Annotated in this window: 16 protein-coding genes; 9 read left to right on the top strand and 7 right to left on the bottom strand. The window is 58.6% G+C overall.

The annotated features are described in order from the left end of the window. On the bottom strand, positions 1-1,445 hold a 1,445-nt coding region (locus ACFVSI_RS15055; protein ID WP_387825131.1), incomplete at its 3' end, for a DUF5979 domain-containing protein. A gap of 559 nt (positions 1,446-2,004) precedes the next feature. Here ACFVSI_RS15055 and ACFVSI_RS15050 point away from each other — a divergent pair. Next, on the top strand, positions 2,005-3,417 hold the full coding sequence (locus ACFVSI_RS15050) for an MFS transporter (protein ID WP_387825128.1): 1,413 nt from the start codon (positions 2,005-2,007) through the stop codon (positions 3,415-3,417). Positions 3,418-3,534: 117 nt separating this feature from the next. Here the strand turns inward: ACFVSI_RS15050 and ACFVSI_RS15045 are convergent, their stop codons facing one another. From ACFVSI_RS15045 to pdhA, 3 genes are read right to left on the bottom strand one after another with little or no spacing between them, the layout of a single operon-like run. Continuing rightward, positions 3,535-4,983, bottom strand: a complete 1,449-nt coding sequence (locus tag ACFVSI_RS15045; protein WP_387825125.1) for a dihydrolipoamide acetyltransferase family protein — start codon at positions 4,981-4,983, stop codon at positions 3,535-3,537. Between the two features lie 2 nt (positions 4,984-4,985). Then, positions 4,986-6,074, bottom strand: coding sequence for an alpha-ketoacid dehydrogenase subunit beta (locus tag ACFVSI_RS15040; RefSeq protein WP_387825122.1), 1,089 nt, complete (start codon positions 6,072-6,074; stop codon positions 4,986-4,988). Beyond that, complete coding sequence (gene pdhA / locus ACFVSI_RS15035; RefSeq protein WP_387825119.1) at positions 6,071-7,264, bottom strand: pyruvate dehydrogenase (acetyl-transferring) E1 component subunit alpha; 1,194 nt, start codon at positions 7,262-7,264, stop codon at positions 6,071-6,073. Before pdhA ends, ACFVSI_RS15040 begins: the two co-directional genes overlap by 4 nt. A gap of 172 nt (positions 7,265-7,436) precedes the next feature. Here pdhA and ACFVSI_RS15030 point away from each other — a divergent pair, with 172 nt between their 5' ends. From ACFVSI_RS15030 to ACFVSI_RS15010, 5 genes are all read left to right on the top strand, one after another. Then, complete coding sequence (locus ACFVSI_RS15030; protein ID WP_144659252.1) at positions 7,437-7,901, top strand: Lrp/AsnC family transcriptional regulator; 465 nt, start codon at positions 7,437-7,439, stop codon at positions 7,899-7,901. Next, on the top strand, positions 7,898-8,446 hold the full coding sequence (locus tag ACFVSI_RS15025) for a YdcF family protein (RefSeq protein WP_387825116.1): 549 nt from the start codon (positions 7,898-7,900) through the stop codon (positions 8,444-8,446). Before ACFVSI_RS15030 ends, ACFVSI_RS15025 begins: the two co-directional genes overlap by 4 nt. Before the next feature lie 99 nt (positions 8,447-8,545). After that, positions 8,546-9,688, top strand: a complete 1,143-nt coding sequence (gene wecB, locus ACFVSI_RS15020; RefSeq protein ID WP_387825206.1) for a non-hydrolyzing UDP-N-acetylglucosamine 2-epimerase — start codon at positions 8,546-8,548, stop codon at positions 9,686-9,688. Between the two features lie 260 nt (positions 9,689-9,948). Beyond that, complete coding sequence (locus ACFVSI_RS15015; protein WP_387825113.1) at positions 9,949-11,433, top strand: polysaccharide biosynthesis tyrosine autokinase; 1,485 nt, start codon at positions 9,949-9,951, stop codon at positions 11,431-11,433. A 178-nt stretch (positions 11,434-11,611) separates the two neighbouring features. After that, the gene (locus ACFVSI_RS15010) at positions 11,612-12,940 is read left to right on the top strand and encodes an oligosaccharide flippase family protein (RefSeq protein ID WP_387825202.1); all 1,329 of its coding nucleotides are present in this window, start codon (positions 11,612-11,614) and stop codon (positions 12,938-12,940) included. A gap of 340 nt (positions 12,941-13,280) precedes the next feature. On the opposite strand, the gene ACFVSI_RS15005 is transcribed toward ACFVSI_RS15010, so the two are convergent. The 3 genes from ACFVSI_RS15005 to ACFVSI_RS14995 are packed head-to-tail and all read right to left on the bottom strand — an operon-like array spanning position 13,281 to position 16,751. After that, the gene (locus ACFVSI_RS15005; protein ID WP_387825110.1) at positions 13,281-14,624 is read right to left on the bottom strand and encodes an O-antigen ligase family protein; all 1,344 of its coding nucleotides are present in this window, start codon (positions 14,622-14,624) and stop codon (positions 13,281-13,283) included. Positions 14,625-14,658: 34 nt separating this feature from the next. After that, the gene (locus tag ACFVSI_RS15000) at positions 14,659-15,750 is read right to left on the bottom strand and encodes a glycosyltransferase family 4 protein (RefSeq protein WP_387825107.1); all 1,092 of its coding nucleotides are present in this window, start codon (positions 15,748-15,750) and stop codon (positions 14,659-14,661) included. A 50-nt stretch (positions 15,751-15,800) separates the two neighbouring features. Beyond that, a complete protein-coding gene (locus tag ACFVSI_RS14995) occupies positions 15,801-16,751 on the bottom strand; it encodes a glycosyltransferase family 2 protein (RefSeq protein ID WP_387825104.1) in 951 nt (316 codons plus the stop codon). A gap of 508 nt (positions 16,752-17,259) precedes the next feature. On the opposite strand from ACFVSI_RS14995, the gene ACFVSI_RS14990 reads away from it, so the two are divergent. From ACFVSI_RS14990 to ACFVSI_RS14980, 3 genes are all read left to right on the top strand, one after another. Continuing rightward, entirely contained in the window at positions 17,260-18,648 is a 1,389-nt protein-coding gene (locus ACFVSI_RS14990; protein ID WP_387825199.1) for a sugar transferase, read from the top strand. A gap of 64 nt (positions 18,649-18,712) precedes the next feature. Further along, a complete protein-coding gene (locus ACFVSI_RS14985; protein WP_387825101.1) occupies positions 18,713-20,026 on the top strand; it encodes a UDP-glucose dehydrogenase family protein in 1,314 nt (437 codons plus the stop codon). Between the two features lie 12 nt (positions 20,027-20,038). Next, complete coding sequence (locus ACFVSI_RS14980; RefSeq protein WP_387825098.1) at positions 20,039-21,889, top strand: DUF4012 domain-containing protein; 1,851 nt, start codon at positions 20,039-20,041, stop codon at positions 21,887-21,889. Positions 21,890-22,043: the final 154 nt, after the last annotated feature.

Here is a 22,043-nt window from a genome sequence, read left to right as displayed (position 1 = left end):
TCCGTCGGAGTCGGGGTCGGCGTCGGCGTCGGGCTGGGCGGGTTCTTCACTGCGGTGTTCGTCAGCGACACAGCAACCGGAGTGGTCACAGCAGCGTCAGTAATCGCAACCGTGAACTTATCCCCGGTGACATCACCCGGAGTCCACACCGGAGCAGACCAGGTACCGTCAGCCGGAGCAGTCAAAGCCTGCTCGGTCAGCTCACACGAGGTACCCACCGGCAAATCAGTGACTTCCTGGGAAGTACCCGGAACCAGAACCAGCGAACCCGTCGAACCGTTGGTGCAGTCATAACCGACCGTGTAATCCGAAGGAACCGTCAGACCACCATCATTGACAACAGTCTTCGTGACATTGAACGAACCCTTCGGTGGAGCGGGCGCGTCAAAGGTGATCTCGGCTGAGGCCGTGATCGTCTGAGCGTCGACTCGGGCGAATACCGCGAACACCTGGCAACCTGCGTCGCCATTGCTGTACCAGTTCAGGCTGTCTTCCGTTACGGGAAGGACCGAAGCATCAATGGACACTGTTCCGGCAGTCAGACTGGTGGTGCAGAGGTCGACGTCCACAGAAGATCCAGCTGTTGACGGAGTATTGACCGTCAGGACATTGCCGTTCAAACTGCCGTCAGACTCTCCTGAGCAGAGCGCAAAGGTTCCGTTCGTTGCTGTGAGATCGATCGGTGTTTGTGCGATGTTCGTCGACACCGTAACACGGGCTTCCTGACCTGCCACCTGCGATTGGGAAGCTGGCGAGACGGTCAGCTGCGGCACGAATGGCTGCTTTAGGAAGGCGAACGTGGCGTCGATCTTGTCCGGGCTCAGACCACCATTGATGCAGGCGGCTTGATAGTTGGCCGGCATGTCGTCGTAGTCTTTGACGCACCATGCCAGTTCCTGCAGTTTGAATCGATCATTTGTAGTCGAGTCTGCCGTGACAAAGCGGTTGGTTGTGCCATCGTTGAACTGATAGCCGTTCTGAACCAGGTACGCGAACACGCGACGCTGGAAATCGGTCATGCCGGCGTTCTTCTCAGGGTCCTCGTCCAACGGACGCCCGTCGAAGCAAGAGTGCAAGGTGAAGTCTGTGCAGAACATCCATGCACTGACGGCGCCGCCACCCACGGGTCCACCCTCCGCTTCGGTTTCGTAGCGGGTTCCGCACAGCGGCGGCAATGTGGAAGTACCATCCGTTCCTTGGCCGCTTACGTTATAGAGCTCCACCACCAAGCCCTTGTTGTAGTTATCAAGATTCGCACCTGTCACCGTGGTCTTGGGGTTGGCCACAAGATCAGTCGTGCCCGGGCACGCAGGAGCTACAAAAGTGGTAGCAGCCACCGGGGGTGTCGAGGCCACCGCAGATGGTGGCAGTGCGAGCTGTGCCGCGAACACCCCCGCGGCTAATGTCGTGGTCGCGGCGAAGGCCGCGACAAATCTCTTCAGCATTTTGTTTCCTTCATCGATGAGTTGCGAAACGAATGGACGAAGCACCCTCACCAAGTCCATGTGCTGAGTCCGGGCAGCGGGGACCCTGGCGTTGACGCTTCAACCAGTTATGAAGAGTGGGCCGAGGCCCTAACGTGTCGCGAAAAGTACGAATTATGACCAAGGTCACAGCTGAGTCGCTGTCGGTGGCGAGGACGCCGACGGGCCGAGTCGTGCCGGCGGTGGCGCTTGGCGGGCTTGGGTGGGCCCGGCGGTGAGAACTAATTAACGCGCAGGCTATTGACCGAGACCGATCGCACCTCTAGAGTTCTGATATATGAGTCGTATGTCACATTTTTGATGCGCCCGGGTTCGAGGCGCTGATCTCAATGGGTCTGCGCGGGAGTGCTGGGCATCAAAGCGTGGCTCCGGCGTCGGGGGCCCAGCGCGGCATCTGCTGGCATCAAGCCAGCCGGCCTCGTCCACGGGTCGCTAAGGTCTGCGACTGTCCGCACGTCTAGAAAACGGCGCTCTGGTGCCGTCAGCGTTTTTCGCTGAAGCCAGAAGGGAACACACCTCCATGATCCACCCGACCAAGACGACGGCCGCCGTCGACGCCCCCGTACCAAAAGAGACCAGCTCGACATTCAAACGCCGCTTCATGTTTCGGCTGGTCGCAGTGTTCATCGGCGGGATGTTCCTCGACGGTTACATCCTGGGAATCATCGGCCCCGTCACCGGACTCATGCGCTCAGATCTCCAGCTCGACGCGCTGTCCCTGGGTTTGATCGCTGCCGGACCGCTGGTTGGCATCTTCGTCGGCTCCCCGATTGCCGGGTGGGCTGCTGACAAGTTCGGACGTAAGCCCATGTTCCTCGTGGACATGGGCTTGTTCCTGGCGGCCTCAGCTGCCCAGTTCTTTGTAACCTCCGGGGACGGCGCAGTGATCCAGCTGGCCATCATCCGGTTCTTCATGGGCGTCGCGATCGGTGGCGAGTACTCAATCGGCGGGCCGTTGCTGTCAGAGTTCTCCCCTCCCAAGCTGCGCGGGCGGTTGCTCGGGCTGACTCTGATCGCTTGGTATGTCGGCTTCATGATGGCATTCATCATCGGCACGGTCCTGCACGACGCCGGCGCCCCGTGGCGCATCGTCATAGGCACGAGCACGATACTCGCCGCGGTCCTGTTCGTAGCCCGAATCGGCCTCCCCGAGTCGCCGAGCTGGCTCATCACAAAGGGGCGGCGCGATGAAGCACTGGCGATCGCACGCAAGTACGTCGAATCACCGCAGATGCATGACAGCATCACCGAAGAGATCAACCTGAGGATGGTCCAGGAGGCGCAGGCCGCAAAGGACAGAAGCACCATCAAGAATCCGTCCTTCTCAATGCTGTTCTCGAAGCAGTACTGGCGAACCACCCTCTTCACCGCAGGTTTCTGGTTCTGCGCGGTCACCCCCTACTTCGCGATCGCGACGTTCGCCGACGAGGTGCTCAACCAATTCGGCTTCGGCGGAGGCTGGGCTGGCGGAGTCGGCCTGTCCGCACTCGCGGCCGCTGGTGTTGTCACAACTGTGCTGCTGATCGACAGGCTCGGCCGCCGGATCCTCACCGTCCCGGGGCAGTGGCTCTGTGCGGGAATCCTGCTGGTCATTGGGGTCTGGGCGGACGCACCGGCCATCCTGGTTCTGGCCCTGTTCCTGGCTTTCTCCTTCTTCAACGCCGGCTACACCACAATGACCCAGGTCTATCCGGCCGAAGTCTTCCCTGGTCACCTGCGCGGCGTCGGCATGGGCTTCGCCGCGGCCTTCAGCCGCATCGGAGCCGCGCTCGGCACCTTCGCCCTGCCGTGGGCGATCGCCAACATCGGCATGGGCCCCAGCATGGTGGTGGCCGCCGTCGTCGCATTCCTTGGGGCAATCCTTTCGCAATGGCTCGCACCTGAGACCAAGGGCCGCACCCTCGCCGAGATCTCTGCAGACTTCAAGCACTGACACTGAGCTCAAACGGAGAAGGACCCCGACTTTTCAAGTCGGGGTCCTTTTCACATGTTCAGCCACACGTTAGTAAGCGAGCGTGCGGCTCAAACCCTTGGGATGTGAGCGAGGGTGCTACATGTCCGCGAGGGCGCCGCCGGGGTTTTCGATGGCGTCGGCGACGTAGCGGAGGAAGCCCGCGGCGGTTTCGCCGTCGCACACGCGGTGGTCGAACGCCAGGGTCAGCTCGGTCACCTTGCGGACGGCCAGCTCGCCGTTGACCACCCAGGGCTTGTCGATAATGCGGCCCACTCCGAGCATCGCGACCTCGGGATAGTTGATGATCGCCGCGGAACCGTCGACGCCGAACACGCCATAGTTGTTCAGCGTGAAGGTGCCGGAGCCCAGTTCGGTCGGGGTCGCCTTTCCGTCACGCGCGACGGCGGTGAGTCGCCGGATCTCTGCGTCCAGTTCGCGGGCACTCATCGCGTGCGCGTTCCGTACGGACGGGACCACGAGCCCCCGGTCGGTCTGGGCAGCGAAGCCGAGGTTGATTCCGTCGAATCCTATGATCTGCTGCGAGCCATCGGCAGCGGTCTCAAAGCGCGTGTTCAAGGCCGGATACTTTTTTAACCCAGCCGTGACAAAACGCGCGATGAAGGCCAGCAGACCGGGGGTATCGTGCGGCGCGCGCTTCTTCAGTTCGGCGCGCATCTCGAGCAACGCCGTTGCATCGACGTCCACCCACACGGTCGCTTCGGGGATCTCGGAGCGACTCCTCGTCATGTTCGCCGCCACGGCCTTGCGCACTCCACGAACGGGCGTCCGCTCCGACACAGCCAAGCCGGTCCGGCCATCAACGGAGCCCTCGGCAGCGGAGGCAGCAGCGGGAACAACAGCCGGAGCCACCGGCGCAGAAATAGCAGCCTCAACGTCCCTGCGCATGATCAGCCCACTGGCACCGGAACCCTCGATCGAGTCCAGCGAAACTCCGTGGTCGCGCGCCATCTTCCGCACCAGCGGGGAGATGACGGCACTGAGCTTGCCCGGGATGCGCGTCCCGGCCACAGCCGGCTCAAACGACACCTCAGGAACGGCAGGAGGCTCGACGACGGCGACACTCGCCTTCCGCGGCCGGGTCCGGCCACCCGTGGCTCCCCCAGGGGTGCCGTAGCCGATGAGCACGTTCCCCGAGCCCGCCTTCTCCTCGGTCCGGTACGTCTCCGCAGCTGCGGAAACCTCGGCCGAGGCCACCACACCAATAGACACAGCATCATCCGCAGCCGCGGCAGCAGCCGGCACCGAGTCAGCTACCGGACCAGGACCCGAACCCGCACCAACGCGAGCAATCGAGATCAGTGGCTTGCCGACGTCGAGCGTTTGGCCGGCCTCCCCGTGCAGTTCGGCGACGGTACCGGCGTACGGCGAGGGCACCTCCACCATGGACTTGGCGGTTTCGACCTCGGCGATGGGCTGGTCGACCTTGACCTCGTCCCCCACGGCCACGAGCCAGTTGACGAGTTCGGCTTCGGTGAGTCCTTCGCCGAGGTCGGGCAGACGGAATACCTGCAGATCTGAGCTCATGGTTAGTCCTCCCACTGAAGGTCGTCGACGGCGTCGAGAATGCGGTCGACGCTCGGCAGGTAGTAGTGCTCCAACTTGGGAGACGGGAACGGGACGTCGAAGCCGGTCACGCGGCGGATCGGTGCGGCCAGATAGTGGAACGCTCGTTCCTGGACGCGGGCCACGATTTCGGAGGACACGGACGCGAAGCCGTGGGCCTCGGCAATCACGACGGCGCGTCCCGTCTTGCGTACGGACGCGCAGAGGGTTTCGTCGTCGAAGGGGACGATGGTGCGGACGTCGATGACTTCGAGCGAGCGCCCCTCCTCAGCGGCGGCAGCTGCGGCGGCGAGCGCCGTGGGAACGGACGGGCCGTAGGCGATGAGCGTCGCGTCCGTGCCGGGACGGGCGACAGCCGCGCGGCCCTCGGTGGAGGTTCCGGCGTCGTGCTCTGCGCGCAAGGCACCCAGGTCCACCTGGTCCTTGGACCAGTAGAGCTTCTTGGGTTCCATGAACATCACGGGGTCATCGGAGTCGATGGCTTCGCGGAGCATACGGTAGCCGTCGGCGACGGTGGCCGGGGTGTAGACCTTCAGGCCAGCGGTGTGCGCGTAGTAGGACTCGGAGGAGTCGCAGTGGTGCTCCACTCCCCCGATGCCGCCGGCGTAAGGAACACGGATGACCATGGGCATTTTGAGCTTGCCCTTGGTGCGGTTGTGCATCTTGGCGACGTGGCTGACGATCTGTTCGAAGGCCGGGTAAGCGAAGGCGTCGAACTGCATTTCGATGACGGGCCGCATGCCGTTGATGGCCATGCCCACGGCCATGCCGACGATGCCGGACTCGGCCAGCGGGGTGTCGAAGCAGCGCTGTTCGCCGAATTCGGCCATGAGGCCGTCGGTGATGCGGAAGACGCCGCCGAGCATGCCGACGTCTTCGCCGAAGACCAGGACTGAAGAGTCGGCGCGCATGGCGTCGGCCATCGCCGTGTTGAGTGCCTTGGCCATGGTGAGGCTCTGGGGCCCGCTCGCCTCGGCGGTCGCTGCGGCTGATGCGGCGGCGCTGGCGGTGGCGGCGCTGACGTTTCCGTTTACGGACGTGGTGATGGTCATTTTGCACCCTCCTCGCGGGCGAGTTCGTCAGCCAGCAGCTCAGACTGTTCTTTCAACTGCGGGGTTTGCTTGTCGAAGACGTACTTAAAGAGGTCCAGCGGCTGCACCGGCACGTCCTCCCCGAGGCCTTCGCGGAGCTGCGTGGCAACGTCTTCCGCATGCTCGGCGATGCGCGAGGATGCTGCGTCATCCAACAGACCCTTGTCCGTCAGGTACGACTTCATGCGGGTCAGCGGGTCCTTGGCCTGCCACTCGGCGACTTCGCTGTCCGGGCGGTAGCGGGTGGCGTCGTCGGCGTTGGTGTGGGCCTGCATGCGGTAGGTGTGGGCCTCGATCAGCAGCGGTCCGGATCCTTCGCGCGCCAGCTTCACGGCGCGGTCCATGACGGCGAGCAGGGCGACGAGGTCGTTGCCGTCAACGCGCTCACCGGCCATGCCGTAGCCGACAGCCTTGTGGGCGAGCGACGGCGCTACGGACTGGTGGCTGAGCGGAACCGAAATGGCGTACTTGTTGTTCTGCACGAAGAAGATCACCGGCAGATGGAAGACGGCGGCGAAGTTCAGTGCCTCGTGGAAGTCGCCTTCGCTGGTGGCGCCGTCGCCGCACATGGCCATGACCACGGTGTCTTCACCGCGCAGCTTGGCGGCATGGGCGACGCCGACGGCGTGCAGCAGCTGGGTGGTGAGCGGCGTGCACTGGATGCCGACATTGTGCTGTTTGGGGTCGTACCCGCCGTGCCAGTCGCCGCGGAAGATGGTCATCACCTCTACCGGGTCCACGCCGCGGGTCATGACCGCGACGGCGTCACGGTAGGTGGGGAACAGCCAGTCGCCTTCCTTGAGGCACATGGCAGCTGCCACCTGGCAGGCTTCCTGGCCGTGGCTTGAGGGGTAGACGGCCATGCGGCCCTGCCGGACCAGCGCTGAGTTCTGGTCGTTGACGCGACGTCCGACGACGAGCTGCTCGTAAGCGGCCATCAATTCAGCATCGCTGGGCGTGGGGTACTCGTGGCCGGGTTCGGTGCCTTGCTCGTCGTGCGGGCGGAGGGTGCCGTCCGGGTTCACCATTTGGATCTGGTGCCGGGCGGGGAGCATGTAGTCCTCAACGCTGATGCCGAATTTTGTCCGAACGTCAGCAGCCTGGTCCTCTACAACCGTTTCGGGCGCAGAGTGGTCTGCGTGGATCGTCATTGGTCCGTCCTTCTCTAGCCACTATGTGCTTCCAGTATGTTCCCCGGCGAAGTTTCGTATCCAGCTTTCCGCCAAATCATGGAAGCCCTTGCCTAAACTAGGTACTCTGAAAGACAGATTGTAATTGTGAGCTGGGTTACGCGCCCGTGCTGTAGACGAATTGGAGCCTGCTTTGAGTGAGACGGAGGCGGAGCAGACCGCCGTACCGCTGGACAGTGTGGATCGGGACATCATCCGCGAGCTCACCACCGACGGGCGCATGTCCATCACCCAGGTGGCGGAGAACGTGCACATCAGCCGCGCGCACGCCTATACCCGGATTGCCCGGCTCACTGGCGAGGGCGTCCTGACCAAGTTCACGGCGCTGGTGGATCCCATCAAAGCCGGCCTGCGCTCCTCCGCGTACGTGACGTTGAAGGTCCAGCAGCATTCGTGGCGTGAGCTGAAGGAGCAGCTGCGGGCCATCCCGGAGATCCACCACATTGCCTTGGTGGGCGGCGACTTCGACGTCATCCTCCTGGTCCGCGCCACCGACAACATCCATCTGCGCCGCGTCATCTTCGACCAGCTGCAGTCCATGGAGGGCATCCTGGATACGCAGACGTTCCTGGTGTTCGAAGACGTCGATACCCGGTGACGTTCCGACGGAAGGTTGTCTGGACCCTTATAGCCGGCGCGCTCGCCGGGCTGCTGTGGTTGATTGGGGCGTACCAGCTCTTCCATAACCCGCCCCATGCCACACCCCAGCGGACCGACGCGATTGTGGTGCTGGGCGGGATGAGCGACGAGCGGCTCCCGGTGGGGTTGTCATTGCGGGAGCAGTTGGACATTCCGGACCTGGTGGTGGTCACCACGGGCCTGCCCGCCAACGCCGGTTCGGATGAGTACTGCCAAACGCACGACGGCGACGCTCACCTTGACTGCTTCCGTCCGGATCCGCTGAACACCCGTGGTGAAGCTGCCCGCCTCAGGGAGCTGGCAGCGGAGCGCGGCTGGAAGTCGGTGACTGTGGTGACGTCCGATTATCACCTGCTCAGAGCCGGCACTTTGATGAAGCAATGCATCCCTGCCGACGTGCAGATGGTGGGCACCGAACCGCGGCTCTCCCCCGCCGGTTGGCTGTGGCGGTTCGTGGTGGAAACCGGTGGGCTTTTTGATGTCTGGATTCGCCCGGAATGCTAAGGGTTCTGGTGAATTTCCGGGGTTTTTGAGCGGTTAGGATTGCACTAGTTTCTGGTGCCTTCGGGCCGGTCTTTATGGGGGTAATACGTGCACACCATCATGCCTATTTTTGGGACGCGGCCGGAAGCCATCAAAATGGCGCCAATTGTGCGCGCATTGATGGAGTCGGAGCTGTTCGAGTGCGTAGTTACGGTCACCGGACAACACCGTGAAATGCTTGACCAGGTCAATGAGCTCTTCGGGATTACCCCGGACCACGACCTCAACATTCTACAGCCCGGCCAATCCCTCACGGACATCATGACCCGCACGATGAGTGGGCTCGACACCCTGTTTGCTTCCGGCCGGCCGGCCGCGGTGATTGTCCAGGGCGACACCACTACCTCTACTGCCGGTGCCATCGCGGCCTTCTATCACAGCATTCCCGTGGTCCACGTGGAAGCCGGCCTCCGCAGCGGGAACCTTCTGTCCCCCTTCCCCGAGGAAGCGAACCGCAAGATCACCAGCCAGATCGCCTCCTTGCACCTGGCACCGACCACCACCAGCCGGGCGAACCTGCTGGCCGAAGGTGTGTCAGCGGCGGACATCGTGGTGACGGGCAACTCGGTGATCGACGCGTTGCTGACCACGGTGGACAAGCAGGTGCCGTTCTCTGATCCTGCGTTGGAGTCGCTTGCTGAGAGTGGGCGCCGTATCTTGTTGGTGACGACGCACCGCCGCGAGAACCAGGGTGATGCCATGCGCGGGGTCGGCCGGGCGCTGGCCCGCATTGCCGACGCCGAGCCTGAGCTGACGATCGTCCTGCCGGCGCACAAGAACCCCGTGGTCCGCGAGGCTGTGCTTCCTGCTTTGTCCGGGAAGCCGAATGTCCTGGTCACGGAGCCCTTGGCCTACGGCGAGTTCACGCGGATGCTCTCCCTCGCCCATGTTGTCCTGACCGACTCGGGCGGTGTCCAGGAAGAAGCACCGAGCCTGGGCAAGCCCGTCCTGGTAATGCGCGACAACACCGAGCGCCCCGAAGCCGTTGAGGCTGGGACCGTGGCGTTGATTGGCACGGATGAGGAGCGGATCGTGGCCGAGGTGACCCGGCTGCTTCACGACACTTCCCACTTTGAGGCCATGGCGAACGCGGTGAACCCGTACGGGGATGGCCTGGCTGCGGAGCGGACTATTGCCGCTATTGCTGAGCTGCTGGGTGTGGGCAGGCGCGTGGAGGAGTTCGGGATGGAGCGGGTTTACTGAGCGACGCTACCGACACGTGAAATGACGTTCCCCTAGGTTCGTCCGCTGTATTTCATTTCGGTGAGCTACGAACAGAAGTCAAGCGCTCAGAACTTCTAAGGCAAAGCAGGTAGACGGCTGCACACAATTGCTCCTGAAGGCACTCCTGGTGAGTGAGACCACCGCCAACCCGCTATGATTGCGTAGTCCGCACGAATACCGAAGTTCTGGGGCGTGCCTCTGCTGGCAGGTCTCTGACGACAGCCACAGGGGGGCCAGCTTTGGACATAAGAGACTATCTGCGCATTTTGCGCCGCAATTGGATGATTGTCGCCATCCTGACTTTGACCGGTTTGCTAGTCGGCGGAGCCGCTTCAATTATAGTCCCACCCACTTATACTGCGGGAACTCAATTATTTGTAGCAATTCAGAATTCTGGATCTGCACAGGAATTGCAACAGGGAAATACGTTCACTCAGGCTCGCGTGCAGTCCTATGTGAAAACGGTGACAACCCCAATCGTACTCCAGCCAGCCATTGATGAACTCGGACTCGGCATCACACCAACAAAGCTGGCTGAAAAAGTGAAGGTTAGTACCGACCTAAATACTGTTTTGATAAAGATCGACGTCTCAGATCATTCTCCAGTTCAGGCAGCAGCGGTCGCCCAGGCCATCTCCAACAGCCTCATAAGAGCAGTCGAATCGCTTGAGCGACCGAAGAACGGCGGGTCTTCGCCTGTCAGCTTGTCCATAATTGCGCCGGCGGAGGCCCCCACCGAACCGTCAGCCCCCAACACAAAGCTCAATCTTGCACTCGGCTTCCTCCTAGGTCTTGCTGGTGGTTTAGGCGCCGCACTTATCCGCGGCACTTTTGACACGCGAATCCGAGGAGAAGCCGACCTTCGTCAGATTACGGATGCCCCTGTTTTGGGAGGCATCGCTTATGACGCAGATTCCTCCAAACAACCGTTGCTGACTGAAGCTCACCATCAAACTCCCAGAGCGGAATCGTTCAGGACACTTCGAACCAATCTTCGATTTGCCAATGTGTCCGTTCGTGCAGACTCCTTCATCGTCACGTCCGCACTTCCGGGTGAGGGAAAGAGCACAACGGCCACAAACCTAGCAATCTCCTTGGCGCAGGCTGGACAGAGGGTCTGCTTGGTCGACGCAGACCTGCGTCGACCAATGGTGGACCAGTATTTGGGTCTCGAACGCAGCGTCGGACTAACCACAGCCCTTGTGGGGGTCGCCGACCTCGAAGATCTGCTCCAGCCTTGGGGTAACGAACAACTGTCCGTGCTTACTTCTGGATCAATTCCTCCCAACCCCAGTGAATTGTTGGGCTCAACGGAAATGCAACGTCTGATTCAGCGGCTGGAAGCGCAATTCGACACCGTCGTGATTGATGCACCACCCCTCCTCCCCGTAACTGACGCGGCCGTCCTGTCCCAGCACGTGGGAGGTGTTGTGGTGGTGGTCAGTGCACAGAAGACCCGGCAGCCGTCCCTAGAGAAGGCATTGCAAGCACTTAGCCTGGTGAAGGCTAACGTCCTGGGCGTCGTACTGAATCGCCTTCCCACAAAAGGTCCGGACGCCTACGCATACGGATACTACAGCTATGACAGGCATGAAAAGTCTGCTTCCGCCAACGCCGATGTCCAGAGGCCCGCCCGGACGTTTGGAGAGCGCCGGCGCCGCTCTGGCGCCGAAGATACTCAATCGGATAGTGAATTTATGCGCGTGCTTGAAGGAAAAAAGTAGCAACGGCAGTCCTGCTGAATTCAGACGACTGGTGATCCCGGCTCCCTGGTGAAGCTGCGTCGCGGGCAGTCATAAGGCACTTCACAGCCGCTCAGCTTCTATCGCCAAGACAGCTGCACAACTATGCGTGCACACCTCCCTATACCAGCCCGACCGAGGACAATCTTTGTCGACAAACATGCCCGCTTTTCGCAGGAGCATTGCAGGCCTTCTGGCAGGACAACTGTCCCGACTAGCATTGCAAGCTGCATACTTTGTGATCTTGGCACGAATGCTCGGAGCATCAGGGTATGGAGCTTTCGCCTCCGCGCTCGCGCTGGCCGCCCTTGTGACACCCTTCACAAGCTTAGGGACTAATACCTTGATGCTGAAGAATGTGGCTCGAAACAATGCTTCGGCAAGCGAAGAATGGAAACGGGCGCTAGCCTACTCCGTAGGCGGCGGGCTGATCCTTGCACTGGCTCTCACCGTCATATCAGGCATAATTGCCCCTCCTGAGCTGTCCAGGATAGCGCTTTTCCAAATTGCAGGCGCAGAACTAGTGGGCATGCGGCTTATTGAGCTGACGGGAAGCCTCTGGCAAGGAATGGGTAAAAGCAAACCCCTGGTTATCCTACCTTCACTTGTGAATCTGGTCAGGTTAGTAGCAGCGGGTACGGCTTTCTTCCTCCTAGGAGAAACATCGTTGGAGCTGTGGGCAACTCTGTACATGTTGGCCACAGTCCCACTTGGGATCGCTGTCGCAGCGAGGACCACCATTAAATTGGGCTACTCCAAGGGCAACCTGCGGCTACAACCTTCTGAGATGAAAGAAGGGCTTCTTTATTCTGTTGCCCTCTCCTCACAGAACGTTTATAACGACATCGATAAAGCAATGCTTGCTCGACTTTCTTCTGTCAATGCCGCCGGCCTCTATTCTGCAGCATTCAGAATCGTCGATATGGCCTATGCGCCCATCAGAGCGGTGGCGGCGGCCGCATATCCCCACTTCTTCAAGGAAGGCGAAGGCGGCCTCCAAGCGGCACTTAGGCTCACACGAAAGATCTCTCCCATCGTCGCGTTGATTGGAGTCGCGTCGACCGCAGGGGTAGCCCTTTTGGCACCTCTTGGACCCTTGGTGCTTGGCAGCAATTTCGGCGAATCCGTCGAGATAATACGGCTGCTAGCACCGCTTATAATCCTCCGGGCTGCAACGTTCTTGGCGGCGGACACACTCACCGGCAGTGGGCGTCAAGGCCTCCGAACATTTGCTCAAATTACAATTGCAGCTGTCAATGTAATAATTAACTTTGCCCTCATCCCCTCTCTCGGCATTATGGGTGCGGTAATCTCAACGTTGATCTGTGAGCTACTCTTAGCCAGCTGCCTATGGTCAATCATTGGAATTACCGTCTTTCGCATCAGACGGCGTGGAAAAGGGAGAAGAAGTATCAAGCGGCGTGAAATTGGCGTGGAGCGTCGCGCTAAAACCAGATCCCGGTCAAAGTCCGATGCTCCTACCCATTGAATAGATCTGGCTGCTGCCGACAAGCGCACCGATCCCGCCTCGCGATGCCGGTCGTCGCCCATATAGAAGCTGCGCTCGTCGGACAAATAGCAAGTCGCCAGGGACATCTTAACAGATTTCTGTGAATGTGCTATGGAATGCACGGTTGCATCCGGTATGACAACGGAGCCATGGGATAGCTATGAGGGCGTAGGGGCTCCGCTGCCGGCTTCCTTTAGGAAGGTGATTTCTTCGCCACCGGGACGGCGAGATGGGCCCACGTTGAGCCGCAACGCCGAGCGCCGGCGGTCAAGCCTCCGCCTAATATGCCCGAGTCACGCACCTGCCTTAAGGTTTTCAGCTACTCGGAGGGCCGTGGGCTAGCCATACCGGCACCCGCCGTTAAGCCCGTTGCCGCCTCTGCGTCAGCGGGGACCGACGGATCAGAAATAGCTAGAATAACGAGCGGGATAACAAGCAGCGTGTGGCCATCGAATGCAATGGGATTCCAATAAGCCTCCGTCAGTCCAAGCACTAACAGGAAAACAATATATGCAACGGTAAACGACAGGACCTTTGCACTTCTGCGAGCGGCAGCAATAAGGCCCCCAGAAAACAGGACGAGCATGAGCCCGACTGCAACTACTCCACCGCCAAAAAGCAGCAAGAGGTACTGGCTGTGAGGAAACAATGGCGGGAGTATCCCGATCGTCTGCAGGTAGGTCCAACGGTCGAGCCCGAGACCGCTAGGCCAGTCTGATCCAAGAGCATATAAACCCCTAATCCACACGTTACCCCTATTACTAAACGAAGATGGATTAGCAGTCATCAAGAGAATGAAACCGAGCCCAAAAACGCCTACCACCACCACGGAAAAGAAGGTTGCCTGAGCGAATAAGGTGGTCTCCTGACGTCCATGACGACGGCGCGGCAGCGACTTCGCTAACTTCCTCCAAAGTATGGAGCCAGCCCAAGCGCCGAGCGAGATGAACAGGGCTGTTTGAGATGTTCGAGACTCAGTTGCGTATAGCACAACAGAGAACGGTATTAGCGACAGCACAAGATTCAAGCGAGTATTTACGAAGAGAGCGAAAAGTATGGCAACGCATGCGAAAATAGCCAGCGCATTCTCCGAGGGGAACGGCCCCGTATAAATCGCCTCAAAAGGGCCACATTTGAATATGTCACATGACCGCCAATTCTGCCCCAGGGTGGGTGAGATAATCAGGATTATGAGCAGTGAGCACATCATTACTCGCCCAAAATCCTTCAAGTTCATCCGCCCAAAGGAGGAAATCAGAGCGGACATGACCAGAATCGCTACGGCAAGAAGTCGACCGAAAGATTGCTCAAAGGGCAAACTGACGTTCATGACGGCATTTACGACGAAAAGGCAACTGCCGATTAGAGCAGGAAATAGCGCTAGGGCTGAGAATTTTCTTGAAAAGGACACAGTACTGCGTCGGGACTTCAGAAGAGTCAAAAGAAGCAGTGCCATCATGATCCCCAGAATCACGAATAGGACCGGCGGCCCACCCGGAATGACTCGGGCTTCGTATAGGAGGCCGCCCAGAACCACGACAACCAGAGCCAACCAACCTGTCAAATCCCGATGGACCGCTGCACTTCGCCGCAAAGCTTTGAGGTTGAACAGGAGAGCAATTGCCGCCGTTATGGCAATGGCGTACTCAATGTAATCTCTCATGAACCCTCGAATTGCGAAATAGGACTAATACGGTTTAACGACTGTTGAGTGTCTCGAGCAGCTCGGACCACTTCGATAAAACAGCATGAGGACCAAAGTGTGACTCTCTTCGACTCTCAGCTTCCAGCTTGCAATCCTCACTCGGCGGATTGTCTTGGTGGCGAACTATGCTTTCTGCGATGGACGTCGCCTGGGGTTCACATATCCATCCCGGCACAAAGCCAGGAATCATCTCTTCGGAGACGCTGCTGCGCGTAGATAGTACGGGCAGGCCAGCCTGCGCCGCTTCAACGTAGACCAACCCAAACGTTTCCGCGACGGCCGAATGAACCATCATGTCGGAATCCGTGTAGAGCTTTCGCAATTCCGAAGATTCCAAATATCCAGAAAAGTTTACCCGTGACTGTACGCCGAGCGATGTCGCGAGTTCCCGTAACCTCTGCAGTTCAGCTCCATTACCAACGATTGTTAGGACAAATCGGTCGTCAAGAAGTGATACAGCTTCGATAAGAAGGTGTTGCGCCTTCAGCGGTGTCAGCGAACCAACGTTCAGAAGACGGTACTCAGTCTGCTTCGTCGAACCGCGCACGAACTCGCCACCAAGGTTCTTGCTCTTTGCCACAGCATTGGGGATAGTCAGTACGTTTGCATGACCGAGTAGCTCCCTCATGTAGGAGCCCAAGGCCTCACTCACAGTAACGACGGCCGCTGCCTTGGAGTAAAGCACTGCTGCGGCACCCGCAAGTAGCCGCATTTGGCTAGAGACTGAAAATCTCTCTTTGAGGAGCGAGTGCTCCCAGACCACAGATTTCGCAGCAAGCTTGCCAGCTACCAACAGCCAAGGAAGTGCAACCCACGTGCCGGCCAGGATGATGACATCCGCGTCTATTTTGCTCCGGACTTTGAACAGCCTCCATATGGTCCGAAGTCGACCCATGTCCCTAAGCGGCGAGCCAAGAACTAGGGCGTCCCGGCATACTTCCAAGTCTCTTGTCGAGCCCCCAACGCAGATCATCTCGACGCTATATTTGGATCGAAGCAATTGCATTGTGCTGAGGGAGATCGCTTCCAACCCGTAAGCGGGAGAGAGATGTGAAACAATCATTGCGATTTTTAGTGGCTTCATTTCCGCATGACTCCCACTTGCAGCGGCTAACTGATGAGCGGTATCTCGTCTCATTTGAACTTACGCATAAGATTTTGAAAGGTGCCTCTGGGCAGCAGACCGGCCGCGCCTATGACAAACGGTCCAAGAGCTGGCAAACGGCCTGCTTTCAGGATGCTCTTCACAACAGCCGAGACTCCTAACCAGTCGCGTTTCTGGAGTGCATATCTCATGGTCTGCGCGGAAATAAAGTCGACGAACACACCTGTGTCCAGATGCTGTAGAACGGCTGTTGCCCAGTTGTGTGAAGCCTTCCAATCGGCACCGGCCGAAATGGAACCTTCAGTCCCCACATAGTAGGTAACAAGTGTTTCTTCCGTTTGTATGAATGAAACAGGCGGCACCCTACCCGCTCGAACAAGCCAGTCCCAATCCTGATGACGTGAAAGGGTCGAGTCCCAAGGGACCTCAAGGCACAGGCTCCGTTCAACCAAGATCGTCGAAGTAAAAAATGAGGCTCTCAGAGCGCCCGGGCGACGTCTGCGGAAAAGATACTCCTCAATGGACTCACCATCACGGATGAGTTTTGCCGGTATGCCGGAGACTTCGTGGCGCACTGCACCTTTAGTGACGATCTGCCGAACGCGACAACCGACTATCGGAGTCCTACCCTGGTTCTTAGCAGTGAGCGCGTGGTTCATTTGCACGCGGAGCTTTTCCGGGCTCCACTCATCGTCGTCGTCTAGAAATGCGATCCATGTGCCCGATGCGCTTTCGATGCCGAGGTTCCTCGCAAAACCTCCACGCCGCTGACCACCGGTGAAGACCTTCACATCGGCAGTTCGAGCCGCTGCAATTGCGTCTGGCGGCACCTTCGACTCGTCTAGGTCAAATGAAATGACGATCTCAACTCGCCCCGCGTAATCTTGCTTAACGACACTGTCGATGGCGCGCGCAAGTTCCTCCCGGCCTATTGACGGGATGACGACGGAAACGTCGGGCAGTTCATCCTCAAAGTCCACAACCCACCCCTTCGCTTACCTTGATTGCTTGGCATGTTCCAGCGTCCAGCATCGGCAAGTAACCGGACGTGCTGTCTCTTGCTTGTCACGTTTCCTATGACAACGAATGCGCTTCTCTGCCGCCAAGGCCCTACAGCATGGACGTGCCGCACTCCCCAATGATAGTTCAGGTGAGCTTTGCGAAATTCCTTTCATGACCGATCACAGGGCTCACCGCTGTGACACACCTGGGAATAACCCTATAATCGGTTCGGGCACTCTCTTCGAAGGCTGATGCTTGGGTAGCTTGGCCGTTTTCTAGGCATGCTGTCGACAATGTGCTACAGCAATAGAGGAGGCAGTGGCACGTCCGGCTTCGGTCTGGGATGCTATCTGGTTGCTCAAGCCGACATGCAACAACCTCGCAGAGATGGCAGCAAGTGAGTGCTGCCTTACGTATCACCTTGGGGGCTTCTTGACCAGTCAAAGCACGGAATGGCATGTCCGCTATACCCGGAGATTGCGTGTCATCGACGGCTTGGTTGTCGTATGGGCTGTAGCCGGTGCATATGCGATTCGCTTCGGCTTTTCTGACCTCAGCACCGGCAATAACCGCGATCTTGACTACGCAGTTCTATCTGTCGCCTTAGTAGTGGGCTGGTGGATCATGCTTGAGTTTTGGGGTTCACGCGAGTCGAAAATACTTGGCGCGGGTTCCGAAGAATATAAGCGTGTTCTTGCAGCGTCTGGTTGGCTGTTTGGTCTCTTGGCCATCGTCTCCTATGCCACGCGAGTCGACACTGCACGAGGTTTTGTAGGCCTGGCGTTCCCAGCAGGGGCACTGGGACTACTTGCGGCGCGGTGGCTTGTGCGACAGCATTTGAGCCTTGAACGCACAAGGGGACGGAGCAACTCGAAGGTCCTAATTATTGGAGGCCTTCATTCTGCCGCCCACCTGGTGCGCTCGTTGAACAGCGCTCCAGCCGCCGGATACTTCCCCGTTGCGGTCCACATTCCTGGAACGATTACGGAACTAAGTGACGCTGCACAAATTTCTGTTCCTGTAACCGGTCATGAAACGGACATTGACTCTATCCTTTCCGTCATCGACAAAACCGGTGTTGACGCTGTGGCTGTCTCCGCAGGCGTACAGATGCACCCGCAGGATCTTCGACGTCTGGGATGGGAGTTGGCTGCCAGGGACATAGGAATGATTCTCGCCCCCGCTCTAACAGACGTAGCCGGCCCAAGGATACACACACAGCCAGTGGCTGGTTTGCCGCTTATCCATGTCTCCACCCCGAAGCTAACAGGTGGTCGAAAGGTGGCCAAGAGGGCATTCGATATCGCCATCGCTGGCAGCTTGGTAGTCTTGTTTTCACCAATCTTTGTAGGACTTGCGCTTGTCGTAAAGCTGACCAGCCCCGGCCCTGTCCTCTATCGGCAAGAGCGAATTGGACTCAAGGGCACCACCTTCAACATGCTTAAGTTCCGCTCGATGAAAGTGAACGCGGATTCTGAACTAGCGTCGCTTTTACAGCAACAGGGAACGGCTGAGAAGCCTTTGTTCAAGATTGTTAATGATCCAAGAGTGACTCCAGTCGGCAAGATCTTGCGGAAATACTCGTTAGATGAGCTGCCTCAGCTCCTGAACGTACTCGGCGGAAGCATGAGTCTGGTCGGTCCTCGACCACAGCGTGCAGGCGAGGTGGCTCTCTATGATGACGCTGCTCAGCGCCGCCTATATGTAAGCCCAGGGATGAGCGGCCTATGGCAAGTGAGCGGAAGGTCGAATCTCAGTTGGGAAGAGAGCATTCGGCTCGACCTTTACTATGTTGAAAACTGGTCACTCATGGGTGACGTCGTGATTTTGTTCAAAACATTTAAAGCAGTCTTCGCTAGCACGGGGGCGATCTAATCAGAAACTGGATATGTCTTGGGCCAGTAAAATGGCCCTTGCTTACTAGGGGAGAGCAATAAGGATGCGTATTTCAGTGATCGGCTGCGGATATCTCGGCGCGGTGCACGCAGCTTGTATGGCGAAACTCGGACATGAAGTCGTGGGAATCGACCTCGACGAACGCAAGATCCGAGAGCTTTCCGCTGGTCGGGCTCCGTTCTTCGAGCCCGAGCTAGAAGAACTCCTCTTAGATGTGCAGGGAACAGGACGGCTTAAGTTCTCTAGTGACATATCTGAGGCCTCTGACGCAAGCGTGCATTTCATTTGCGTTGGAACTCCGCAGAAAAAGGGAGAGAACGCAGCTGACCTTCGCTTCGTGGACGCTGCAGTTAACTCACTACTACCGCACATTTCGGCCCACGATGTCGTCGTCGGCAAGTCTACTGTCCCCGTCGGCACAGCAGCACGGCTCGCGGAAGTAGTCACGAATCATGAGCCCGAAGCACACCTGGTTTGGAACCCGGAATTTTTACGTGAGGGACACGCCGTTTCTGATACCTTGCACCCAGATAGGTTCGTTTACGGAGTCGCAGATGGTTCAGAAGACCACCCCGCAGTCGCCATTCTGGACAGTCTGTACGCAGTACCCCTCTCTGAGGGAACCCCGCGCCTAGTAGCCGACCTGCCAACTGCGGAGCTCGTCAAAACCGCTGCTAATTCCTTTCTTGCGACAAAGATTTCCTTTATTAACGCCATGGCGGAACTGTGCGAGGCAGCAGGGGCCGACGTTACACGATTGGCCGACGCCATCGGCCTGGATGACAGAATCGGGCGTAAGTTCCTTCAAGCGGGAATTGGATTCGGCGGCGGCTGTCTCCCCAAGGACATCCGAGCATTCATGGCCCGTGCAGGAGAGCTCGGGGCCGATCAGGCGCTCACTTTCCTGAGAGAGGTAGACGCTATCAACATGCGTCGCCGTACGCGCGTGGTCGAACTAACCCGCGAGCTATGTGGTGACGGTCTCCTGGGTAAGCGGATTACCGTCCTCGGAGCAGCATTCAAACCCGAAAGTGACGACGTACGCGACTCTCCAGCATTAAGCATCGCGGCACAGCTCCAGTTACAGGGAGCGGTGGTCACCGTCACTGACCCAAAGGCGATTGATAACGCGGCTAAGAGGTTCCCGGAACTTCAGTATGATCACGACACGGAGTCGGCGCTGGCCAACGCCCACGCAGTCCTTCTGCTGACAGAGTGGAAAGAGTACCGCGATTTGGATCCTCATTATCTAAGGAACATCGTTAGTAGCCCACGGGTTCTTGACGGACGAAACGTTCTCGACGCCGCAAAATGGCGCGCGGCCGGATGGCATTATCGTGGACTTGGACGGCCATAGACTGTGGATAGAATGAAAGGAACGCAAGGAAAAGGCAAGCTCAAGAAAGCGAGCCGTTCGCGTCGAAAACAAAAGCAACGACGGCTCAAATGGGCTGGCATCTGGACCGCTTGTATCGTCTTGATCTTTTTGGCGTCTGGGCTTTGGTTGAGTTCCACCGCAAAGACGATCCAGTCCGAGCTGCAGAGCGCATCCGACCTCTTGCCTACGCTAAAGGCTCAAATCGCAGAAAGTGACGCTGACGCCGCGGGGGCCACAATCCAAACACTGACCGAACACACGGCTGGTGCGCGCAAAGCAGCCAGTGATCCCCTATGGAAGATTGCTTCAGCATTGCCTTGGCTAGGTCCGAACTTTCAAGCTGCAGGTGAGGTTGCCACATCTGCTGATGACGTTGCGCGCCTCGGCGCTATGCCCCTTGTCCAAGCCTATCGATCTCTGGACTGGACCGCGCTGACACCAGGCCCCGCCGGCATGAACCTGCAGCCGCTGGAGGCGGCTGCACCGAAAGTGTCGGCGGCGGCTCACGCCGTGCGCGAATCAGCCAAGCGCTTGAATCGGATCAACGACAAGGACCTGTTGCCGGAGATTGCCCAACCCCTGGTTAAGGCGCGTGATGAGCTAACAGACCTCAGCTCCGAGCTCAATTCGGCAGCGGACGCTGCCACTCTTGCGCCTGACATGCTCGGTGCAGAAACGCCGCGTCGCTATCTCTTGCTGATGCAGAACAACGCGGAGTCGAGGGCGACCGGCGGGATTCCAGGCGCGTTGGCCGTTCTCAGTGTGGACAAGGGAAAGCTCAAGCTTGAATCACAGACCAGCGCCGGAGCGATGGGTACTTTCAACCCGCCCATTGAGATAGACCCAGAGCAGCGAGCGATCTACTCCGCTCGGGTCGGCAAGTTCATGCAGGACGTGAATCTCACCCCGGACTTCTCTACTGCCGCGAGAACTGCGCACTCGATGTGGCAGCTGAGAACGGGCGAGCGCCTGAACGGTGTGCTATCGCTTGACCCGGTTGCATTGAGTTATCTGCTTAAGGCCACGGGACCTGTCTCTATTACGGACCCTATGCTCCAGAATCTAGGTTCAGGTCTGCCAAAGCAGCTCACAGGTGACAACGTCGTACGCACCTTGCTCTCCGACGCATACGCCGCTATCAAGGACCCGAACCTTCAGGACATCTACTTCGCTGGCGCAGCAAAAGAAATATTTTCCGCTCTTTCCACCGGCAAGAGCAATCCTAAAGCGCTGATGGAAGCGATTTCGAAGGGCGTCACCGAGAAAAGAGTCCTCCTTTGGTCCGACGCCGAATCAGAGCAGTCCGTGCTTGGAAAGTACCCACTCGGCGGCTTGGTCTCAGGAGTTGGAGTCTCCCCATCGCAGTTTGGGATCTACTTCAATGACGGCACTGGGGCAAAGATGGATTACTGGGTGAAGAGGAGTGTTCAAGTAGTAAAAGACTGTACTCGCGACGGCTACCGTCAGATAACAGTACGCGTCACAAGCACTAACACAGCACCGGCGGACGCTGCGACATCTCTACCCGACTACGTGACCGGGGTAGGAACTTATGGAGTCCCTCCAGGTAGCGTGCAAACGAACGTGGTGGTATACGGGCCCGCCCAATCGAATATCGACACTGTTGTCAAGGACGGTGAAAAGATCGCATTTGCTGCGCAGGTTCACAGTGAGAGAGCTGTAGGCTCAACGACCGTCAGGCTAGCCCCCGGTCAAAGCACTTCTCTTGATTTCAACTTCGGTCACATCGTTCAACACGCAGCGCCCGAAATAGTTGTCACACCGACGACACAGGCAGATGAAGATGTGATCAGGGCCGCGTCAACCGACTCATGTGAATGAACAAAGACGCTCACGTTAATCCTTTGTAACGGGTTTGGATTTTCTTTGCTGCCGACAACCATTGAATGGTAAGTTCTATGTGGGCAGCACACTGAGATTTCTCTTACGGTTACGTAGGGTCTCGGAAATCTCCAAACACCACGTCGTACCACTT

The sequence above is a fragment of the Paenarthrobacter sp. NPDC057981 genome, assembly GCF_042886835.1.
GTDB lineage: Bacteria > Actinomycetota > Actinomycetes > Actinomycetales > Micrococcaceae > Arthrobacter.
The sequence above is the reverse complement of the archived record's forward strand: the minus strand, read 5'-3'. Positions and strand labels throughout refer to the sequence as shown.